Annotated in this window: 17 protein-coding genes; 9 read left to right on the top strand and 8 right to left on the bottom strand. The window is 67.1% G+C overall.

What is annotated here, in order from left to right:
* Positions 1 to 193 precede the first annotated feature (193 nt).
* From ACFWPK_RS27975 to ACFWPK_RS27990, 4 genes are all read left to right on the top strand, one after another.
* The gene (locus ACFWPK_RS27975) at positions 194 to 754 is read left to right on the top strand and encodes a hypothetical protein (RefSeq protein ID WP_378920734.1); all 561 of its coding nucleotides are present in this window, start codon (positions 194 to 196) and stop codon (positions 752 to 754) included.
* A 112-nt stretch (positions 755 to 866) separates the two neighbouring features.
* Positions 867 to 2012 (top strand): acyl-CoA dehydrogenase family protein, encoded by a 1146-nt coding sequence (locus ACFWPK_RS27980; protein WP_378920736.1) that lies wholly within the window; start codon positions 867 to 869, stop codon positions 2010 to 2012.
* Between the two features lie 161 nt (positions 2013 to 2173).
* The gene (locus ACFWPK_RS27985; protein ID WP_378920738.1) at positions 2174 to 2698 is read left to right on the top strand and encodes a DUF4254 domain-containing protein; all 525 of its coding nucleotides are present in this window, start codon (positions 2174 to 2176) and stop codon (positions 2696 to 2698) included.
* A 129-nt stretch (positions 2699 to 2827) separates the two neighbouring features.
* The gene (locus ACFWPK_RS27990; protein ID WP_378920740.1) at positions 2828 to 4201 is read left to right on the top strand and encodes a metallophosphoesterase; all 1374 of its coding nucleotides are present in this window, start codon (positions 2828 to 2830) and stop codon (positions 4199 to 4201) included.
* 62 nt (positions 4202 to 4263) lie between these two features.
* Here the strand turns inward: ACFWPK_RS27990 and ACFWPK_RS27995 are convergent, their stop codons facing one another.
* Positions 4264 to 4629, bottom strand: a complete 366-nt coding sequence (locus tag ACFWPK_RS27995) for an Rv3235 family protein (RefSeq protein WP_378920742.1) — start codon at positions 4627 to 4629, stop codon at positions 4264 to 4266.
* A 292-nt stretch (positions 4630 to 4921) separates the two neighbouring features.
* On the bottom strand, positions 4922 to 5764 hold the full coding sequence (locus ACFWPK_RS28000) for a DUF72 domain-containing protein (protein WP_378920744.1): 843 nt from the start codon (positions 5762 to 5764) through the stop codon (positions 4922 to 4924).
* Positions 5765 to 5924: 160 nt separating this feature from the next.
* Here ACFWPK_RS28000 and ACFWPK_RS28005 point away from each other — a divergent pair, with 160 nt between their 5' ends.
* The 4 genes from ACFWPK_RS28005 (at position 5925) to ACFWPK_RS28020 (ending at position 10334) form a co-directional block, all read left to right on the top strand.
* Positions 5925 to 7145 carry an MFS transporter gene (locus ACFWPK_RS28005; protein WP_378920746.1) on the top strand — a complete coding sequence of 407 codons (1221 nt, stop codon included), beginning with the start codon at positions 5925 to 5927 and terminating at the stop codon, positions 7143 to 7145.
* A 46-nt stretch (positions 7146 to 7191) separates the two neighbouring features.
* Positions 7192 to 7386, top strand: coding sequence for a hypothetical protein (locus ACFWPK_RS28010; RefSeq protein ID WP_378920748.1), 195 nt, complete (start codon positions 7192 to 7194; stop codon positions 7384 to 7386).
* Between the two features lie 153 nt (positions 7387 to 7539).
* On the top strand, positions 7540 to 8745 hold the full coding sequence (locus tag ACFWPK_RS28015; RefSeq protein ID WP_378920750.1) for an Ig-like domain-containing protein: 1206 nt from the start codon (positions 7540 to 7542) through the stop codon (positions 8743 to 8745).
* Between the two features lie 74 nt (positions 8746 to 8819).
* Positions 8820 to 10334, top strand: a complete 1515-nt coding sequence (locus ACFWPK_RS28020; RefSeq protein ID WP_378920764.1) for an LCP family protein — start codon at positions 8820 to 8822, stop codon at positions 10332 to 10334.
* A gap of 51 nt (positions 10335 to 10385) precedes the next feature.
* Here ACFWPK_RS28020 and fadD32 read toward each other — a convergent pair whose 3' ends face one another.
* Positions 10386 to 12266: a long-chain-fatty-acid--AMP ligase FadD32 gene (fadD32, locus tag ACFWPK_RS28025; RefSeq protein ID WP_378920766.1), complete on the bottom strand. Its 1881-nt coding sequence runs from the start codon at positions 12264 to 12266 to the stop codon at positions 10386 to 10388.
* A 57-nt stretch (positions 12267 to 12323) separates the two neighbouring features.
* Positions 12324 to 13571 carry a KasA/KasB family beta-ketoacyl-ACP synthase gene (locus ACFWPK_RS28030; RefSeq protein ID WP_378920768.1) on the bottom strand — a complete coding sequence of 416 codons (1248 nt, stop codon included), beginning with the start codon at positions 13569 to 13571 and terminating at the stop codon, positions 12324 to 12326.
* A gap of 202 nt (positions 13572 to 13773) precedes the next feature.
* On the opposite strand from ACFWPK_RS28030, the gene ACFWPK_RS28035 reads away from it, so the two are divergent.
* Positions 13774 to 14766, top strand: coding sequence for an acyl-ACP desaturase (locus ACFWPK_RS28035; protein ID WP_378920752.1), 993 nt, complete (start codon positions 13774 to 13776; stop codon positions 14764 to 14766).
* Positions 14767 to 14784: 18 nt separating this feature from the next.
* On the opposite strand, the gene ACFWPK_RS28040 is transcribed toward ACFWPK_RS28035, so the two are convergent.
* From ACFWPK_RS28040 to ACFWPK_RS28055, 4 genes are all read right to left on the bottom strand, one after another.
* Complete coding sequence (locus tag ACFWPK_RS28040) at positions 14785 to 16077, bottom strand: diguanylate cyclase domain-containing protein (RefSeq protein WP_378920754.1); 1293 nt, start codon at positions 16075 to 16077, stop codon at positions 14785 to 14787.
* 36 nt (positions 16078 to 16113) lie between these two features.
* Positions 16114 to 16923, bottom strand: coding sequence for an SAM-dependent methyltransferase (locus tag ACFWPK_RS28045; RefSeq protein WP_378920756.1), 810 nt, complete (start codon positions 16921 to 16923; stop codon positions 16114 to 16116).
* A 174-nt stretch (positions 16924 to 17097) separates the two neighbouring features.
* Entirely contained in the window at positions 17098 to 17715 is a 618-nt protein-coding gene (locus ACFWPK_RS28050; protein WP_378920758.1) for a YdcF family protein, read from the bottom strand.
* 223 nt (positions 17716 to 17938) lie between these two features.
* Complete coding sequence (locus ACFWPK_RS28055; protein WP_378920760.1) at positions 17939 to 18070, bottom strand: hypothetical protein; 132 nt, start codon at positions 18068 to 18070, stop codon at positions 17939 to 17941.
* Positions 18071 to 18254: the final 184 nt, after the last annotated feature.

Consider the following 18254-nt stretch of genomic DNA (forward strand, 5'->3'; position numbering starts at 1 on the left):
ACCGTTGCCGAACACCGCTCGCGGACAACCCGACCCGACCGGATCCGCGCACTGCGGGCAACCCCCGCCGGACCGCCGACCTGTTCGCGGGAACTCCGTTTCACCGGACGACGCGAACCAAGGGCACCTAGGGTTGGGCCGGGGTGCCGGGGGGTTCGTGCACGCCCCGTGAGATCGACTCCGGAGTGACGAATTGACCGAGCACACAAGCGAACTCGACCAAGCGATCGCCGAACGGCTCGAACCGTGGACCGCGCGGCTCGGCGCCGACCGCAAGGCTTACTTCCATCATGTGCTTCGGGTACTGCGCGCGGCCGATCTGCTGTTCGCCCGCAGCGGCGAGCCCGGGCCGCCACCGAGTGCGCGCGAGGAGTTCCGCACCGCGGCGACCTTCCACGATCTCGGCATCTGGGCCGCGGGCACGTTCGACTATCTCGAACCGTCGTGCGCGCTGGCGGGCGACTGGCTGATCGCGCACAACCGTGAGGACATCGCCGAGCTCGTCACCGAGATGATCCGCGACCACCATCGCGTGTGCTCGGCGGGCAATGCCACCGACCCGGTCGAGCTGTTCCGGCGAGCCGATCTGATCGACGTGACGTTCGGCGCGCGTCGCTACGGCCTGCCCTACGCGGCCTGCTCCGCGCTGATGCGGCGGTACCCGGACAGCGGGTTCCATTTCAAGCTCGTGGAGCTGACCGTACGGCGCGCGCTCATCCATCCGCTCTCACCACTACCCATGCTGCGCTGGTGAGACGCCTTTTCGGCAGGACTATTGTCACTGCGCCAATACTGCGGCACACTGGTGTCTGTAACCACCGGTCACGCCTGGGCCGGTGGTGTGCCGAGCCGAACAAGGAGACTCGATGGCCGCCAATCGGTCCAGCTGGATGAACGAGGACCTGGACGCCCTGCGTGACATGACCCGCGCGTTCATGGCCAAGGAACTGGTCCCCAATATCGACAAGTACCGCGAGCAGCACCACGTCGACCGCGACCTGTGGAACAAGGCGGGCGAAGTGGGCCTGCTGTGCATCTCGATCCCCGAGGAGTACGGCGGCGGTGGCGGCACCTTCGCGCACGAGGCCGTGCTCATGGAGGAGCAGGCCCGCGCGGTCGACACCTCGTGGGGCGTCAGCCTGCACAATGGCATCGTGGCCCACTACGTCCTCGCCTACGGCACCGAGGAGCAGAAGAAGCACTGGCTGCCGAAGATGGCCAGCGGCGAGGTCGTCGGCGCTATCGCGATGACCGAGCCCGGCACCGGCTCCGACCTGCAGGCCGTCAAGGCCAAGGCGATCCGTGACGGCGACTCCTACGTCATCAACGGCTCCAAGACCTTCATCACCAACGGCGCGCAGGCCGACCTGATCATCCTGGTCGCCAAGACCGACCCCACCCAGGGCGCGTCCGGCGTCTCGCTGGTGCTGGTCGAGCCCGATCGCGCCGGTTTCCGTCGCGGCCGCGTGCTCGACAAGATCGGCCAGAAGGGCCAGGACACCTCCGAGCTCTTCTTCGAGGACGTGCGCGTCCCGGTGACCAACCTGCTCGGCACCCAAGAAGGCCAGGGCTTCATCCAGCTGATGCAGCAGCTGCCCCAGGAGCGCCTGATCGTGTCGATGGGCGCGGTCGCCGGCATGGAGGTCGCCCTCGACCACACCCTGCGCTACACCAAGGAGCGCGAGGCGTTCGGCCGTCCGGTCTTCGGATTCCAGAACACCAAGTTCAAGCTGGCCGAGGTCGCCACCGAGGCGCGCATCGCGCGCGTGTTCATCGACGACTGCGTCGAGAAGCACATCCGCGGCGAGCTCGACATCCCGACCGTCGCCATGGCGAAGTGGTGGACCACCGACAAGGCGATGCAGATCGCCGACACCTGTCTGCAGCTGTTCGGCGGCTACGGGTACATGAACGAGTACCCGATCGCGCGCATGTGGGTCGACAACCGCGTCCAGCTCATCTACGCGGGCACCAACGAGATCATGAAGGAAATCATCGCCCGGAGCCTGTGATACTCCAACTCCATCGGTGATCCCGACCGGCCGCGAACAGTTGTCCGCGGCCGGTTTTCGCTGTTGAGGGGTCATTTCGTGACCTATCCGCCGTCCCTTCCGAGACGAATGTCCTTCGACAAGCGGCAACATTTGGCGACGGCGAGGACGGTGCGGCAACAGTGGACACGGACGGCAGCGGTTCGACGGGACGACCCGGACCGGAACCGGTACTGCCGGACCGAGCACAGATGATGCAGGCGGTCTGCGGGGTCACCGTCGACGGCGATCCGGTCCTAGCCGCCGCGCACGAACTCGCCACCCTGCACGAACGCCGCGAACAACAGATCCCCGGCGATACCAGCGATATCGATTGGGCGCGTGCGCGTCTGGTCTGCGAGATCGACCGCTGGGTCGTCATCCGATCCCCCACCCCGGCGATCTCGGCGCCGATGCACACCGAGAGCATCGGCGCCGTCGTCGACCGCATGGCCCATTTCGCCGCGCTCACCTACCACGCGCTGGCCTGCGGCGCCGAAGCCGAACTGCACGCCGCGCAACTGCGCCTGCACGAATTGGCCTGCGGCTACGACGATCTCATCGCCGAAGTGGCCAGCGGCGCTCGTCGGCTGCCCGACGGACTCGACGGCGACGCTCCGGAAAGCGGTGGGGAGCAACCGAGCCGGAACACACCACGGTCCGAATAGCGGGTGGTGCGGCCACCGCGGCCGCATCGCTTCACGGTCGCTACCTGGGCGATCAACGGCCACATCGCCGTCCACGGGTGTTCAGGCGGGCACCGTACCGTCAGCATCAGACGGCGAACGGAGCCCGGCATGCTCGATCCGCGACTACACACCGCATGGTTGGTCAACGCGGCCTCGGGGGCCGCTGCGGCGACGGTTCGGGCGCCGATGGCGCGGCCGTATTCGTGGACGCGCGATCGGCTCGTGGTCACCGATCTCGAGGTCGTGACGGTGACCCACGACACGGTGATCCTCACGTGGTCCACCCATCGACGCGACCGTGCGGGGCAGCTTCGCCCGGCAGCGGCCGACACCGAGGTGCGGCTCGCGCCTGCCGACAGCCCGGCCACTCCCGTCACCCGCTACCTCGACGGCCGTCGCACCGCACACCACTACGCCGAGGTGCGCGGGCTCGAGCCCGGCCGCCGTTATCGCTTCATTGCCTGCTCCGACGGCGAAATCGCGGTCCCCGGCCGCACCTGGGTGACCCGACGCCCCGGAACTCCCGAGGTCACGGGCATCTTCCTGACCGCGCCGCCGCCGCAGGGACGACTGCTGCGCACGATCGCGCTCGCCAATGACCTGCACTGGGGTGAGGACCGCAGCGGCTTGATCGTCGCAGGCCTGCCGCCGGGCCTGCGACACGACGACGGCCACTACCCGCAGGTGATGACCGAGGCACTGCTGCACGACATCCGCAGGCCGGAGCGCGCGGCCGATCACCTCGTTGTCGCGGGTGATCTCACCGATTGCGGCACCGCGGAGCAGTCGGCGGGAATCAGTGCGCGTCTCGATGATTGGGGTACAGCCGGTCGCGACCACTTCGTCTGCCGCGGCAATCACGATGTGCCGCGCGGCACCGATGATCACTGGGGCGAGGTGTTCCAGCCGTTCGGCCAGCTCACCTGCCAGGAACTGGGCGGCCTGCGCCTGATCGGCCTCGACACCACCCGCAGGCGAGGTTCGGGCGGCACGATCAATGCCGACCAACTCGCCCACCTGCGCACAATACTGGCCGCCGACCCCGATCGCCCGACCCTGATCTTCGGGCACCATCCCGCGACTCGCTATGCGGCACTGAGCAATCCCGGCGGTCCCGGTTTCGTCCTCGATCGAACGAGCGCGGCCGCACTGCAAGCGTGCTACCGAACGAGCCCCGGCGTCTTCCTGCACCACAGCGGCCACACGCACCGAAATCGCCGCAGCCGCCCCGATTCCGGCCAGGTCGAGTACCTCGAGGTAGCGGCCGTGAAGGAGTATCCCGGCGGCTACGCGCTCCTGCGCATCTACGAACACGGCTACACCGTCCACTTCCACCGCATTGCCGCCGCGGCCGCACTGGCCTGGACCAGCAAGACCCGCAAGCAATACTTCGGCCTGCACCCCGACCACGCCCTCGGCAGCCTCCCCGACCGCAATCACCGTGCATCCCACGACTTCTCAGGTGTCACCGCCTTGCGCTGAGATGCCCGCAGTCGAGCCATACGCCGCACCGTCCCTGTCGCCACATCATCTCTTCGACCCCGTCAGAACATTCGAACCGCGACCAATCGCCAACTGTCCTTGGATGATTCGATCCGACCCGCGATGGCCAACGTCCGGGGGCCGCGCTGGTAGGAAGCGAAGACCTCGGCGGCGTCACCCTCCGCCGGGGTCAGGTGGACGCGAGTCAAGGTGGCGGTCCCGAGGTTTCGGTCGGGAGCCGAGTCCTGCGCGAGCATTGTGTTGATGGCGGCGAGCACCTTCGCGTCGGTGAACGCGCGCAGATGGGTGGACGATCTGCGCCGATCGACGACCTCGAGCAGTAGCCGCAAGACCTGCTCGGTGAATCGCTTCGCACTCGTGGATGATCCGGTGGCAGGTGGCGCGACCCGCGGGCACGACGCACGCACCGCCCTGCGGATACCAGCCGGTGTTCCGCCGGACGCCCTCCGCCGAACCGATCCCCTGACCGGCTGGGGCCCAACAACATCCACAGCATCGCAACGATGCACCACGGCCCCGCCCTCCAACCGCGGCTCGCAGTGCGGCGCGGGCGACAACAACATTCCATCCGTAGACATGCTCGTCCCCTTCGAGTTCGTCCACCCACTCCCCAGTGGTGGCGCACAGCATTACACGGGGGTACGACAAGTTTTCGTGAAATCGGTGCAGGTCACCTCACGTTGTCCGCCACCGAGGCCCTCAGAACAGTGTCATCGGTTCATCGGGTTCGGGGATGGGCTGCTCGGGCAGCTCACCGACGATCGCGCGGACCTCGTCGTGGAAGCGGCGAGCCAAGCCGCGTGCGGCGGCGTTGTCGGGAGTGTGCACGAAGACCGTGGGCGAGCGACCTTCGCGCAGCCAGTCTGCGACGGTCTCCACCCACGGCTGCCAGCCCGCGACGGTGCGTTCGGTGTCGGCGCGGCCGTGATAGCGCACGATCGGGTACTCGGTCAGCGCCCTCATCCGGCGCGGGACGCGCGGCTTCTTCGCCCTTGCCTCGAATTCGGAGGGGTCACCCGGTGGCCCGTCGAACAGGACAGTCGTATCGAAGGGCACCCATTCGGCCCCGATCCGCCCGAGCACCCGTTCCAGCTGCACCGCGGCTCGCTCGTCTTCGAAGAAGGCCGGATGACGCACCTCCACGGCGCACCGCAGCCCACCGGGCAGCTCACGCTGGAAACGGGCGAGCGCGCCGAGATCGGTCGGCCCGAACGACGCGGGCAACTGGATCCACAGCGCGTGTACCCGCGGCCCGAGCGGCGCCATCACGTCGAGAAACGCGCCGAGTTCGGCACCGGCGTCGACGAGCCTGCGTTCATGGGTCACCGCCCTCGGCGGTTTGAGCACGAACCGGAAATCGGGCGCGGTCTGCCGGGCCCACGACTCGACCGTGGACGCCGACGGCGTCGCGTAGAACGTGGTGTTGCCCTCGACCGCACCGCAGTGCCCGGCATAGGCACGCAACCGCTCCCCGGGCGCAGGCATCCGCTGCTGCCACTGGGTATGGGTCCACATCGCACACCCCATCCGCAGCTCACGCACAGGCCGACGGTAATACAGCGACCGGCCGCGCTTAAAATGAGACCGGTTGCCACCATTCGCCCTGTGCGCGGGTGGCGGGATCGACGGTCCGCGAGTGGACCGAACGCTCCGCCCCATCCACGCCGGATTTCCGGTGTGCGCACGACGGAAAGGGCCTGTGATGGCGATTCTCACCACCGAGCGGCCCCGTGCTGTCTCCGCGACCCGCGCCTGGCTCGGGGTGTCCGCCGCCATGGTCGCGATCGCGTGGGGCGGCAACGAGTTCACGCCACTGCTGGTGATGTACAAAGCCAACGGTCTCGCGCTGACCGCGGTCGACCTGCTGCTGTTCTACTACGTTCTGGGCATCGTGCCCGCCCTGCTCATCGGCGGCCCGCTCTCGGACCGGTTCGGCCGCCGCCCGCTGATGCTGCCCGCGCCGCTGATCGCCGCGGCCGGGTCGCTGCTGCTCGCGGCGGGCGCGGCCTCGGTGCCGATGCTGGCGGCCGGGCGGATGCTGTGCGGTGTCGCGCTCGGACTGGCGATGGCGGTCGGTGGCAGCTGGCTCAAAGAACTGTCGCAACCACCGTTCGCCGCGGCCGCCGCGGGCAAGGGAGCTCGCCGATCCGCGATGAGCCTGACCGCCGGGTTCGCCCTCGGCGCGGGGGTGGCGGGAACCCTCGCGCAGTGGGGTCCGCTGCCTGATTCGACTGCCTATCTCGTCAACGCGGTGCTCTGCGTCGCGACGGCTTTCTGGGTGGCCCGAACGCCGGAAACCGTGACCCGCCCAGCGAATCCGGGCAGGCTGCGTGACGACCTGAAGATCCCCGCCGCCGGGCACCGACGGTTCCTGCGCGTGGCGGTGCCGATCGCATTGTGGCTGTTCACCGCCAATGCCACCGCCTACGCCGTGCTCCCGACGCTGATGTTGCCGCGCGTGCAGCAGGCCCCGATCGCCTTCTCCGCCCTGGTCACCATGGTGACCCTCGGCTGCGGATTCACCATCCAATCGGTGGCCCGACGCATCGACCGCCCCGGCACCGCACGCGCCGCGATAGTCGCGCTGGTGCTGCTCACCACGGGAATGGTCCTGGCCGCATGGACGGCGGCCACCCTGAGCATCTGGGTGACGCTGCTGACCGCCGTCGTACTCGGCAGCGGTTACGGCATCGGCCTGGTCGCCGGCCTGCAACAGGTCGAACGCATCGCGGGTCCCGGCGACCTGGCCGGTCTGAACGCGGTCTTCTACTCGGTGAGCTACCTCGGCTTCGGCGTGCCCGCGGTCCTGTCGGCCCTGCACAGCGGCCTCGGCTTCGGCTACCCCGCCATGTTCCTTGTCACCGCCGTGATCGCCGCGAGTTGCCTCGCCCTGGTAGCCGCCAACTACCGCGAGCGGGCATAACGGACGAGTCCGACACCCATGATCGCCGCGCACTACGGTGAATCAGGTGAGCGCCGACCCCGTTGAACTCCTCCTCCGCTGGCAGGATTCCGGCGCGATCTGGCGCGTCGTAGGACGCCGACCGGACTCGGTGACCATCGCCCTGTACGAGTGCACCGGCGGACAGGAAGTAGACCGCTTCACCTCCGCCGATCCCGCCCTCCTGCGGTTTCTCGGCCAACGCGCCACCAGCGAGGACTGACCCGCCCGCATCGAACGGGGTTACGCTGGTTGGCGCTATCGCTGCACGCCCGTTCGGCCCACCACAGCCGGATCGCTGAGTGAGGAGAGCCCATGCCGATCGACGTCGAGGTCAGCCCGCAGAGCTGAGCGGCACCGAGCACAGGAGGGGCGCATGTCAGGACGACGTTTCCGAGCCGGCCTCGCCGCCGGGCTCATGGTGCTGGTCGCGGCCTGCGGCTCGCCCACCGGATCCGAGCCCGAATCCGCCGCCCCACCGGCACCGGCGATCTCGGTGGCGCCGGAAGACGGCGCGACCGAGATCGATCCGCTCGGCCCGGTCCGGGTGAGCACCAGCGAGGGGCAGCTCACCGCGGTCACGATGACCAACGAGCAGGGCGGCACGGTCGACGGCATCCTCACCCCCGACCGGTCGGCATGGAAACCGTCGGAACCGCTCGGCTACGGCCGCACCTACACGGTCACGGCCGAGGCGGTGACCGTCACGGGCCAGGTCGGGCCGATCACCTCGTCGTTCACCACCCTCGCGCCGAACAACCAGACCGAGGTCTCTTTCCGAACCACGGGCGGCACAGAACTCTCCCCGTCGGGCACCTTCGGCGTCGGCACCGTCGTCGTCGCGCACTTCGACGAGGACGTCCCCGATCGCGCGACGGCGGAGAAGCACCTGGCGGTCACCACCGATCCGCCCGTCGTCGGCTCCTGGTACTGGCTCGACAACCGCAATGCCCACTGGCGCCCCGCGAACTACTACGCGCCCGGCACGACAGTGACCCTCACCGCCGATATCTACGGCAAGGACCTCGGCGGTGGCCTCTACGGCCAGGAAGACACCGCAACCAGCTTCACCATCGGCCCCTCGCACGTCTCGATCGTCGACGACAACGACAAGCAGGTGCGGGTGTACGAGAACGGCACGCTGATCAAGACCATGCCTACCTCGCTCGGCATGGGCGGCAGCCAGACCGTCGCGGGCAAGACCATCACCTTCTGGACCCAGCCGGGGATCTACACCGTGATGGAGAAAGGCAATCCGGTGGTCATGGACTCCTCCACCTACGGTCTGCCGGTGAACTCCCGGCTCGGCTACAAGGAAACCATCGGCTGGGCGACCAAGATCAGCACCGACGGCATCTACCTGCACCAGCTCGACGACACGATCTGGGCGCAGGGCAACACCAATGTCTCACATGGCTGCCTCAATCTCAGCGGCGAGAACGCCCGCTGGTTCTACGATTTCTCCCAACCCGGCGACGTGGTCGACATCAGGAACACCGGCGGCGCCCCGCTCGAGGTGTGGCAGAACGGCGACTGGAGCGTGCCGTGGGAACAGTGGCAGGCAGGTAGCGCGCTGCGGTGAACGGGGACATCAACTTTCCGGCGCCACCGCGCGCGGAGACGACACGGCGGGGACCACAGCGCGTCGGCAGGCACATCGCCGCCGACCACCGCGCGCCCCGGCGTGGACGTGCACGCCGAGCCGGGTTGATCATGGCCAGGATGCTCGTGGCGACGACCGCGCTGGCCGTACTCGCGGGCACCGGCCTGGCCTGGTCGGCCAAGCAGGACTTCGATTCCGGCTTCACCCACTCCACCGCGCTCGGTACCGATGCCCCACGTTCCGGCGGTGGCGCCGTCAACATCCTGCTGATCGGCTTGGACACCCGCAAGGACCTCAACGGCAACGACCTGCCGAAAGAGATACTCGATCAGTTGCACGCCGGTGACGGCACCGAAGGCGGCTACAACGCGAATTCGCTGATCCTGCTGCACATTCCGGCCGACAAGAACAAGGTCGTCGCCTTCTCCATCCCGCGCGACAACTACGTTGCCGTGACCGGCATCCCCGGCTACCAGCAGATCAAGATCAAAGAGGCGTACGGCCTGAAAAAGGCGGCGGTACAGGCCAAGTTGATCGAGCAGGGCGAGAAGGATCCGGTGGTGCTCGAGCGCCGCGGCCGCGAGGCCGGACGCGCGTCCATCGTCACCACCGTCCGCAATCTCGTCGGGGTGCCGATCGACCGCTTCGCCGAGATCTCCCTCGCGGGCTTCTACGACCTGGCCACCGCGATCGGCGGCGTCGACGTGTGCCTGAACAACGCCGTCGACGACAGCGAGTTCTCCGGTGCGGTCTTCCCTGCGGGCACCCAGCATCTCGACGGTTCGCAGGCTCTCGCGTTCGTCCGCCAGCGCCACGGCCTGCGCAACGGCGACCTCGACCGCACCCACCGCCAGCAGGCGTTCCTCACCTCGGTCGCCAAGTCGCTCAGGGACTCCGGAACGCTGACCAACCTGAGCAAGCTGTCGGCACTGATGGATGTGGCGCACCGCGATGTGGTGCTCTCCAACGGCTGGAATCTGTTCGATTTCGCCCGCGACCTCGGCGCCGCCGGTTCGGTGCCGGTGGAGTTCCGCACGCTACCGGTGGTGCGCTACGACGTGATCGACGGTCAGGACGTGAATATCGTCGACCCGGCCGCGATCAAACGGGAGGTGCGGGCGGCTTTCGGTCAGGAAGGACCGAAAACCACTACCACGGCACCGATTCCGACGAGCGTGGTCGATGTGCACAATGTGGGCGCTGTGAAAGGTCAGGCCGCGGTGCTCTCGGCCGCGCTGACAAGCCGGGGCTACGGCGCGGGCCTGATCGGCAACGGAGATTCGAGCGACGGTCAGTTTTCGACCATCACCTACGGCCTCGGTGCCGCCGACGACGCTCGCGCACTGGCGGAACTCCTCGGTGGACTGCCGGTTTCCGCGTCGCCGTCGGTGCAGGACGGGCGCATCCGGGTCGCACTCGGCGCCGACTTCACCCTGCCCACCGAGCTGAGCCCGGCGACATCGACGACCACACCCCCGACCACCACGACGTCCGGCTCGATGCCACTGCCCGACGCGGGAAAACCGCTGTCCACCAATATCGACAGCACCATTCCCTGCGTCAACTGAGTGGTTCGGTGCCCCGTTCGGCCACCGGAGTATCCAGTGGCCGAACGGTTCTCACTCCTCCGGGGCGTCCGGATACGCCTGCTGCCGGTATCCACCGCGCAGCGTTCCGTCCAGATACGCGGCCTTGCAGGCCCGCCGCGCGATCTTTCCGCTCGAGGTCCGAGGAATCGACCCCGCTGGCACCAGCAACAGATCCCGCACCATCACCCCGTGCCTGCGTGCGATTGCCGCACGCACCATCTCCGTGATCGGCCCCGGCTCGAGTTTCGCCGCACCCGTGCCTCTTTCGGCAACGACCACCAATTGCTCCGACGCCGGATCGGACAGGTTCCCGGCCTCGAGCACCGGCGCGGGCAGTTGCCCCGCCTGCACCGAGAAGGCCGCGATGAAACCGGGCCGCAGGGCCGTACTGGCCTCCTGCGCCGAGTATTCGAGATCCTGCGGATAGTGGTTGCGCCCGTCGACGATCACCAGATCCTTCACGCGACCGGTGATGAACAGTTCGCCGTCGTGATAGGCACCGTAATCGCCGGTCCGCATCCACTTCGCGTCATCGGGCGCGCCCTCGGCGCGACTACCGACCGGCATGCGCGCGACCACCCGGTTGTGGAAGGTTTCCGCGGTCTCCTCCGACCGACCCCAGTACCCGATGCCCATATTGTCACCGTGCAACCAGATCTCGCCGACCTCGCCGTCGAGGCGCTCTACCCCGGTGCCGGGATCGACGATCACCGCCCACTGCGACCGCGCGACGTGTCCGCACGACACCTGCGCCACCGCGTTCGCGGCATGCTCGTCGCACTCCACCATCCGGCCGTCGTTCAACTGCCCGCGATCGACATAGACCACCCGCGCCTCGTCGTCGCGCTTGGTGGCCGACACGAACAGCGTCGCCTCGGCCATCCCGTAGCACGGCTTGATCGCGGTCTTGGACAGCCCGTACGGGGCGAATGCCTCGTTGAACTTGCGCATCGAGGCCACCGACACCGGCTCGCTACCGTTGATCAGACCGATCACATTCGACAGGTCGAGGGACTCGTTACCCTTGGGCAACCCACGCATCGCGGCATGCTCGAACGCGAAATTCGGTGCTGCCGAATAGATTTCGGCACCATCGGCCTGGGCGGCCAGCTCCTTGATCCAGCGCGCGGGCCTGCGCACGAACGCGCTCGGCGACATGATCGTGATGAACTTGCCGCCGATGGTCGGCAGGATCACCGTGAGCAGCCCCATGTCGTGGAAAAGCGGCAGCCAGGTGACCCCGCGGGCGTTCTCGGTGATCCCGATGGCGTCGATCATCTGCAGCAGGTTGGTCCCCACCGAGCGGTGGGTGATCTCGACACCGGCGGGCACCCGAGTGGATCCGGAGGTGTACTGCAGGTAGGCCACGCTGTCGATATTGATGTCGGGCCTGCGCCAGCGCGTGCCGACGGTGTCGGGAATCGCCTCGACCGCGATGATTCTCGGCCGTTGCGCGGCGGGCTGTTCGCGGAAGAAGTTGCGCACCCCCGCGGCCGCGCTGCCGACGGTGAGCACCGCGGCGGGTTCGCAGTCGCCGAGGACGGCATGCAGCCGGTCGCTGTGACCCTGCTCCTCCGGATCGAACAGTGGCACAGCCACATTCCCCGCGTACACCGCCGCGAACAGCGCGACGACATAGTCGAGACCCTGCGGTGCCAGCACCGCCACCCGGTCGCCGGGCTTGGTCACCTGCTGCAATCGCGCGGCCACCGCGCGCAGCCGCACGCCGAATTCGCGCCAGGTCAGTTCCTGGTACTCCCCCTCACGTTCGGTCGAATAGTCGATGAAGCGATAGGCCAGGTCGTCCCCGTTGGCCTCGCTGTGTTTGTCGACGAAGTCGATCAAGGTCTGATCACCGGGAATCCGGATAGTCCCCAGTTCGTCTACATAGTCGTCGAAAGTCTCGCCGATCATTCCCAATCCTTTTCAACGCACATTGACCTGTACCCGCCATGGATGGGCGAATCGTCAATACCGCCCGAACGAGATCGCCACGTTGTGACCGCCGAAACCGAAGGAGTTGTTCACCGCGTAATCGATGCGACCGCGCCGCGCCTGACCCGACACCACGTCCAAATCGATAGCGGGGTCCTGATTGTCCAGATTCAGGGTGGGCGGAACGATGCTGTCGCGCACACTGAGCACCGTCAGGACCGATTCGAGCGCACCGACCGCGCCGATCGAATGCCCGAGTGCCGATTTCGGCGCGTACACCGAGGCGTGCGAGCCGATGGCCTTGCTGATCGCATTGGCCTCGGCGGTGTCGCCGATCGGGGTCGCGGTGGCGTGGGCGTTGATGTGGGTGACATCGGTGCGGCTGATCCCGCCGGTCTGCATCGCCCGCGTCATCGCCCGCGCGGCGCCGGTGCCCTCGGGATCCGGTGCGACGAGGTGGAACCCGTCGGAGGTGACGCCCGCGCCGAGCAGTCGCGCGTGAATCGTCGCGCCACGCGCCTTGGCGTGCTCCTCGGTCTCGATCACCATCATCGCGCCCGCCTCGCCGAAGACGAATCCGTCGCGGTCGGCGTCGAAGGGACGCGAGGCCGCCTTGGGATCATCGTTGCGGGTACTCATGGCCCGCATCTGCGTGAACGCCGCGATCGGCACCGCCTGGATGGACCCCTCCACACCACCGGTGACCACCATGTCGGCGTCACCCATCACGATCATCCGCCACGCGTTGGCGATGGCCTCCGAACCCGACGAGCAGGCCGATACCGGCGTGGAAACTCCCGCGCGCGCACCCAGTTCGATGCCGACACAGGCCGCGGGGCCGTTGGGCATGATGGCCTGCACGGTCAGCGGCGAGACCTTGCGGTAGCCGCCGTTGCGGAGCCGGTCGCGGGCGTAGATCAGCGATTCCGCGCCGCCGAGGCCGGTACCGATCGAGACGCCGAGCCGGTCGCGGTCCACTTCGGGGCTGCCCGCGTTGCGCCACACCTCGCGGCCGAGGACCACGGCCATCTGTTCGACGTAGGACAGTTTGCGCGCCTCTTCGCGGGTGAGCGAGAGGGTGGGCGACACCTTCAGGTGCCCGCCGATCCGCACCGGCAGTTCGAAGTCGTCGATGAAGGAGTCTTCCAAGACGTCGATCCCGCTCTCGCCGTTGAGCAGACCCTTCCAGGTCGAGTCGACGTCGCCCGCGATCGACGTGGTCGCCGCCAGGCTCGTGACCACGATGTCCGTCATAATTTTTCGCTCACTCTCTCTAGCTATGCCACGACTGAACGGGAACCGCTGATGGAGCTGAACTGGTGGAGCGTATATGCACACGGCGCGACGCGCCCAAATTCTTCGAACAGCGCGTAAGAGCACCGTGTCGTTTCCAGGCGCCATGCGCCGGGTCTATTGTGACGTCGGGCAACACTACCGGACCGACGCAACTCTCGCTTTTCACTAACCGGAAAGGGCAACGAGCGTGGCCAGGAACCTGACCCAACTGGAACTACTGATCGAGCTGGAACCGATTGCCGCGAGCAATGTCGACCGGCATCTGTCGATGACCAAGGACTGGCACCCGCACGATTATGTGCCGTGGGACCATGGCCGCAACTTCGCGTCCATGGGCGGAATCGATTGGGACCCAGAACAATCCGCGCTCAGCGAACTCGCCAAGGCGGCGATGGTCACCAACCTGCTCACCGAGGACAACCTGCCCTCCTACCATCGTGAGATCGCCGAGAATTTCTCCGAGGACGGCGCCTGGGGCACTTGGGTCGGCCGCTGGACCGCCGAGGAGAATCGGCACGGGATCGTGTTGCGCGACTACCTCGTGGTGACCCGCGGGGTCGACCCGGTCGCGCTGGAGCAGGCACGAATTATCCACATGACCAACGGATATTCGGCGATGGCCGTCGTGGACGACAAGGCGCCGGGCTTCGACATCCACACCTCGACCGGTGCCGGATTCCTGTTCTCCGTCGCCTACGTGACCTTGCAGGAACTGGCCACCAGGGTCAGCCACCGCAATACCGGTCGCGTCTGCGACGATCCGATCGCCGACCGCATGCTCGCCCGCATCGCCGCCGACGAGAACCTGCACATGATCTTCTACCGCAATCTGTGCGCCGCCTCGCTGGACCTGGCCCCCGACCAGACCATCGAGGCGATCAACACCATCGTGCAGAATTTCCAGATGCCCGGCGCCGGCATGCCGGGCTGGCGACGCAACGGCGTGCTGATGGCCAAGCACGGCATCTACGACCTGCGCCAACACTTGGAGGAGGTCTTGATGCCGGTGCTGCGCAAGTGGAACATCTTCGAGCGCAACGATTTCAGCGCGCGGGGCGAGCGGGCCCGCGAGGATCTGGCGGTATTCCTGGAGCGGCTGAGCGGGGATGTCCTGCGCTTCGAGGAGCAGCGCGACCGGTCACTGGCGCGGGCGACGAAGCGCCAGCACGAGTCGGTCTGATCGACTCCGGCCCGGCCGCTACCGGGCCGGATCGCGGCGCGCGTCGTTCTTGTTGCGATACATCGCCGCGTCGGCGGCGTGCACCAACTCGTCTACGGCGGTGGGCAATTGCTCGAAGAAGGCGGCACCGATGCTGGCGCCGACGGCGAGCACGTGTCCGTCCACCCCGAGCGGCTCGGTCAGTGCGGACAGCAGCTTGTCGGCCAGCCGCGCCAATTGTGCTTCACCGGAACAGTTTTCGACCAGAACGAGGAATTCGTCACCGCCGATGCGGGCGGCGAGCGCGTCGTCCGGGCGCACCGCGTCGCACATCCGGTCGGCCACGACCTGGAGTACGCGGTCCCCGACCATGTGCCCCCACAGGTCGTTGATCTCCTTGAAGCCGTCGAGGTCGAGATAGCAGACCCCGATCGGGGGTTGCGCGTCGGCCAGTCTGCTGAACAGGTGCGGGCGGTTCGGCAAGCCGGTGAGCGCGTCGTGATTGGCGTCGTGCCACAGGCGGTCGGCGAGTTGCTTGCGCTCGGTGACATCGACCGCGACGCCGATCAGGAACTCGATACCGCCGTCGGTGCCACGCACCGCCGACATCGACAGGTCGATCGCGGTGACCCGGCCGTCGGTGTGCAGGTGCTCGGTCTCGGTGCGGAAGCTCTCGGATTCGCCCGCGACCATGCGCTGGAGTTGTTCGAACGCGAAGTTCAGATTCTGGGGGCCGAGGATATCGGCGACGGTCCGGCCCGGCATCGTCTCCGGGGTCTGGCCGAGCATCTGGGCCATGGTGGCATTGCAGTTCACCACCTGACCCGACATGTTGACGGTGCCGATACCGACAAGGGCGCCGTCGAAAACCGCCTCGAACCGGGCTTCCGACAACGCCCGGCGGTTTTCAGCTTCCTGGGCGGCGGCGAGTACCGCGGCCAGCGTGGCCTCCTGCTCGGCCAGCGCGGCGGCCCGCAACGCCGCGGTGAAGCCCGCCGCGAAGTCGGCGGCAAGGCCGATCGCCCGGTCGCGGATCTGCGGCAGGGCGGGGTCGGCCGGGCCGTCGGCGGCGATCTCGACCAGATCGGCGCAGATCACCGGCACCGAACGGCTGACCGCCGACGGATCACGATAGTTGGCGGCGACCAGCATCCGCGCGGCGCGGCGCGCGATATCGGGATCCTCCCCGCCACGCGCCGCGTCGATCAGACCGGTGCACAGGGCGGCCAGCATCTCTTCGATCTGGGAGCGGTTGAGGGTAGGAGCTACAACGCCGTCGAGGGCATCTGCCCAACGCTGCGCCAGCTCCCACGACCTCACTGCTTCATCCACCTGTCATTTGTCTATCGCACCGCCATGTCAGGCGGCTTACACTTTGATCGCGACTCCGCCCATACCGAGCGAACGGCCTGGCTTCTCGTGCTGATCACGCTCGGATTCGGGGCGCCACAGCGGCAGCTCGACGACGCCGGGCTCGACCGAATCCCATCCCTCGAACAAGGCGACGATCTCATCCTTGGTCCGGAAATGAATACCGACCTTGGTTTGGTTCACCGAGTGCGTTCCAAGTTTACCGGCGTCATCGGGCCGAAGCTCGGACGTGAGATGTGAAATGGCTATGAAACTACCCGGCGCCACCACTTCGCGCAGCGCGGACACCTTGCCGACCGGATCGTCGATATCGGGCACCAGATGCAGCACCGCGATCAGCAGCAATCCCACCGGCTGCTCGAAATCGATCAGCCCGGTCTCGCGTACCGCGGCGACCAAGTTATCGGATTTGCGTAGGTCTGCCTCGATCGCACCCGCGCGCTCGTTGCCCTGCAAGATGGTTCGCGAATGGGCGACCGCCACCGGGTCGATATCGACATAGAGCACCCGCGCCTCCGGGTCGAGCTCGTGCACGATCTCGTGCACATTGCCCGCGGTGGGGATGCCCGACCCGATGTCGAGGAACTGCCTGATCCCCGAGTCGAGCATGAAACGGACAGCACGACGCAGGAAGGCACGATTGCTCAGCGCCAACCGTGGCAGATCGGGCACGAGCTTGATCGCCAGCTCAGCAGCGTCGCGGTCGACCGCAAAGTTGTGCGAGCCGCCGAGCAAAGCGTCGTACATCCGAGCCGGACTCGGATGCTGCATATCGACACCTTCGGGCGCCCATACCGGCCGATCCATCGAATTCCCCTGTCTGCCATTACCGCCCTGCGCCACCGCAACCCGCGATGACGCCACACGCATCGTAAACGGCGGCACCGACATCGGCGCGGCTATCAATTAGCGAGGGTCATGTACTCAGCTAACGGTGCCGTAGGGCTGGGCACCATGAACAGTCCGGTCCCGATCGCATGTCTACTTCTCTGTGCCGTAAGGCTGGGCCCATAGGGGCGCTACGTCCGGTGTCATGGTGGCAACTACCGGGATGCCTGCGGCCAGGAAATTGTCCAGGGCCCGGCGCATGTGGTCGGCGGAGGTGATGAGGACCGCTTTGGTCACGCCGAGCGCTTCCATCATGCGCGCCGAGAACTCGGCATTCTGCACAGTGGAACCGGCTTCGGTTTCCGCGTGCAGCCGCTGCCTGGCGACACCGCGAATATTGAGCCAGTCGGCCATCACCTGCGCCTCGGTGACACCGTTACGCGGATTGCCGCCGGTCACGATAACCGGGGAAGCCGGTGACATATAGGCCTGAATCAGCGCCGCGTGCAGGCGATTACCCAGTTCGGGCCGCATCGTGCCATCCGGCAGCAGACCGTACCCGAGCACCACGATCGCGGTCTCGGGGCCGTAGGTGGCGGGCAGCTCGATCCCGGCGAGGCCGGCGACCGAACCGACCGCGCCGACCAGCGGGTCAGCAGCGGGCGCCGCGGTGGCGGGTGGAGCGGTCGCTACCGCGCCGATCAATGCGGCAGGCAGCACGAGGGCTGCCGCACAACGGCGCAGTGTCTGGTGAGTGAAGAGCCAGTCCATGGTGACCTCCCGAAGCGACGTCGGATCATCGTCGCGCACCGAGGCGCCCGGCACGCCGGTTTCTGAAATGTTTACGCTTCGCTTCAGGTCGGCCCCGACTGCTGCGGGCGAGCTGCCAGGGCACCCGCGAAATCAGTTGTCGCGGAACGCAAAAGGCCCTCCAACCATGGCTGGAGGGCCTTCGCAAGTGGTCTGACACGCCTCGGGCTGAGAGGTAACCAGGTCAGAAAGGCTGGCCGGAGAGCAGCCCGAGCAGCATGATCGGGAGGGCCACCGCCGTGAACAACGCGGAGCGGACCGGATCGCCGGCCAGGTAGCCGTCGCGCAGCCAGGCCAAAGCATCGCTAGAACCCATGAGCATCCCCTTTTTCGAATGGTTGGACATCGGACATCCAATGAATCGCGGCCAGTCGACGAGACGTTAACAAGAGTCACGACTTCGAGGGAACGCAAAAAGGCCCTCCAACCGAAGTTGGAGGGCCTTTCGCAAAGATGTTCCGGCAGTGTCCTACTCTCCCACACCCTGTCGAGTGCAGTAC

The sequence above is a fragment of the Nocardia sp. NPDC058519 genome (assembly GCF_042719755.1).
In the GTDB taxonomy this organism is placed as follows: domain Bacteria; phylum Actinomycetota; class Actinomycetes; order Mycobacteriales; family Mycobacteriaceae; genus Nocardia.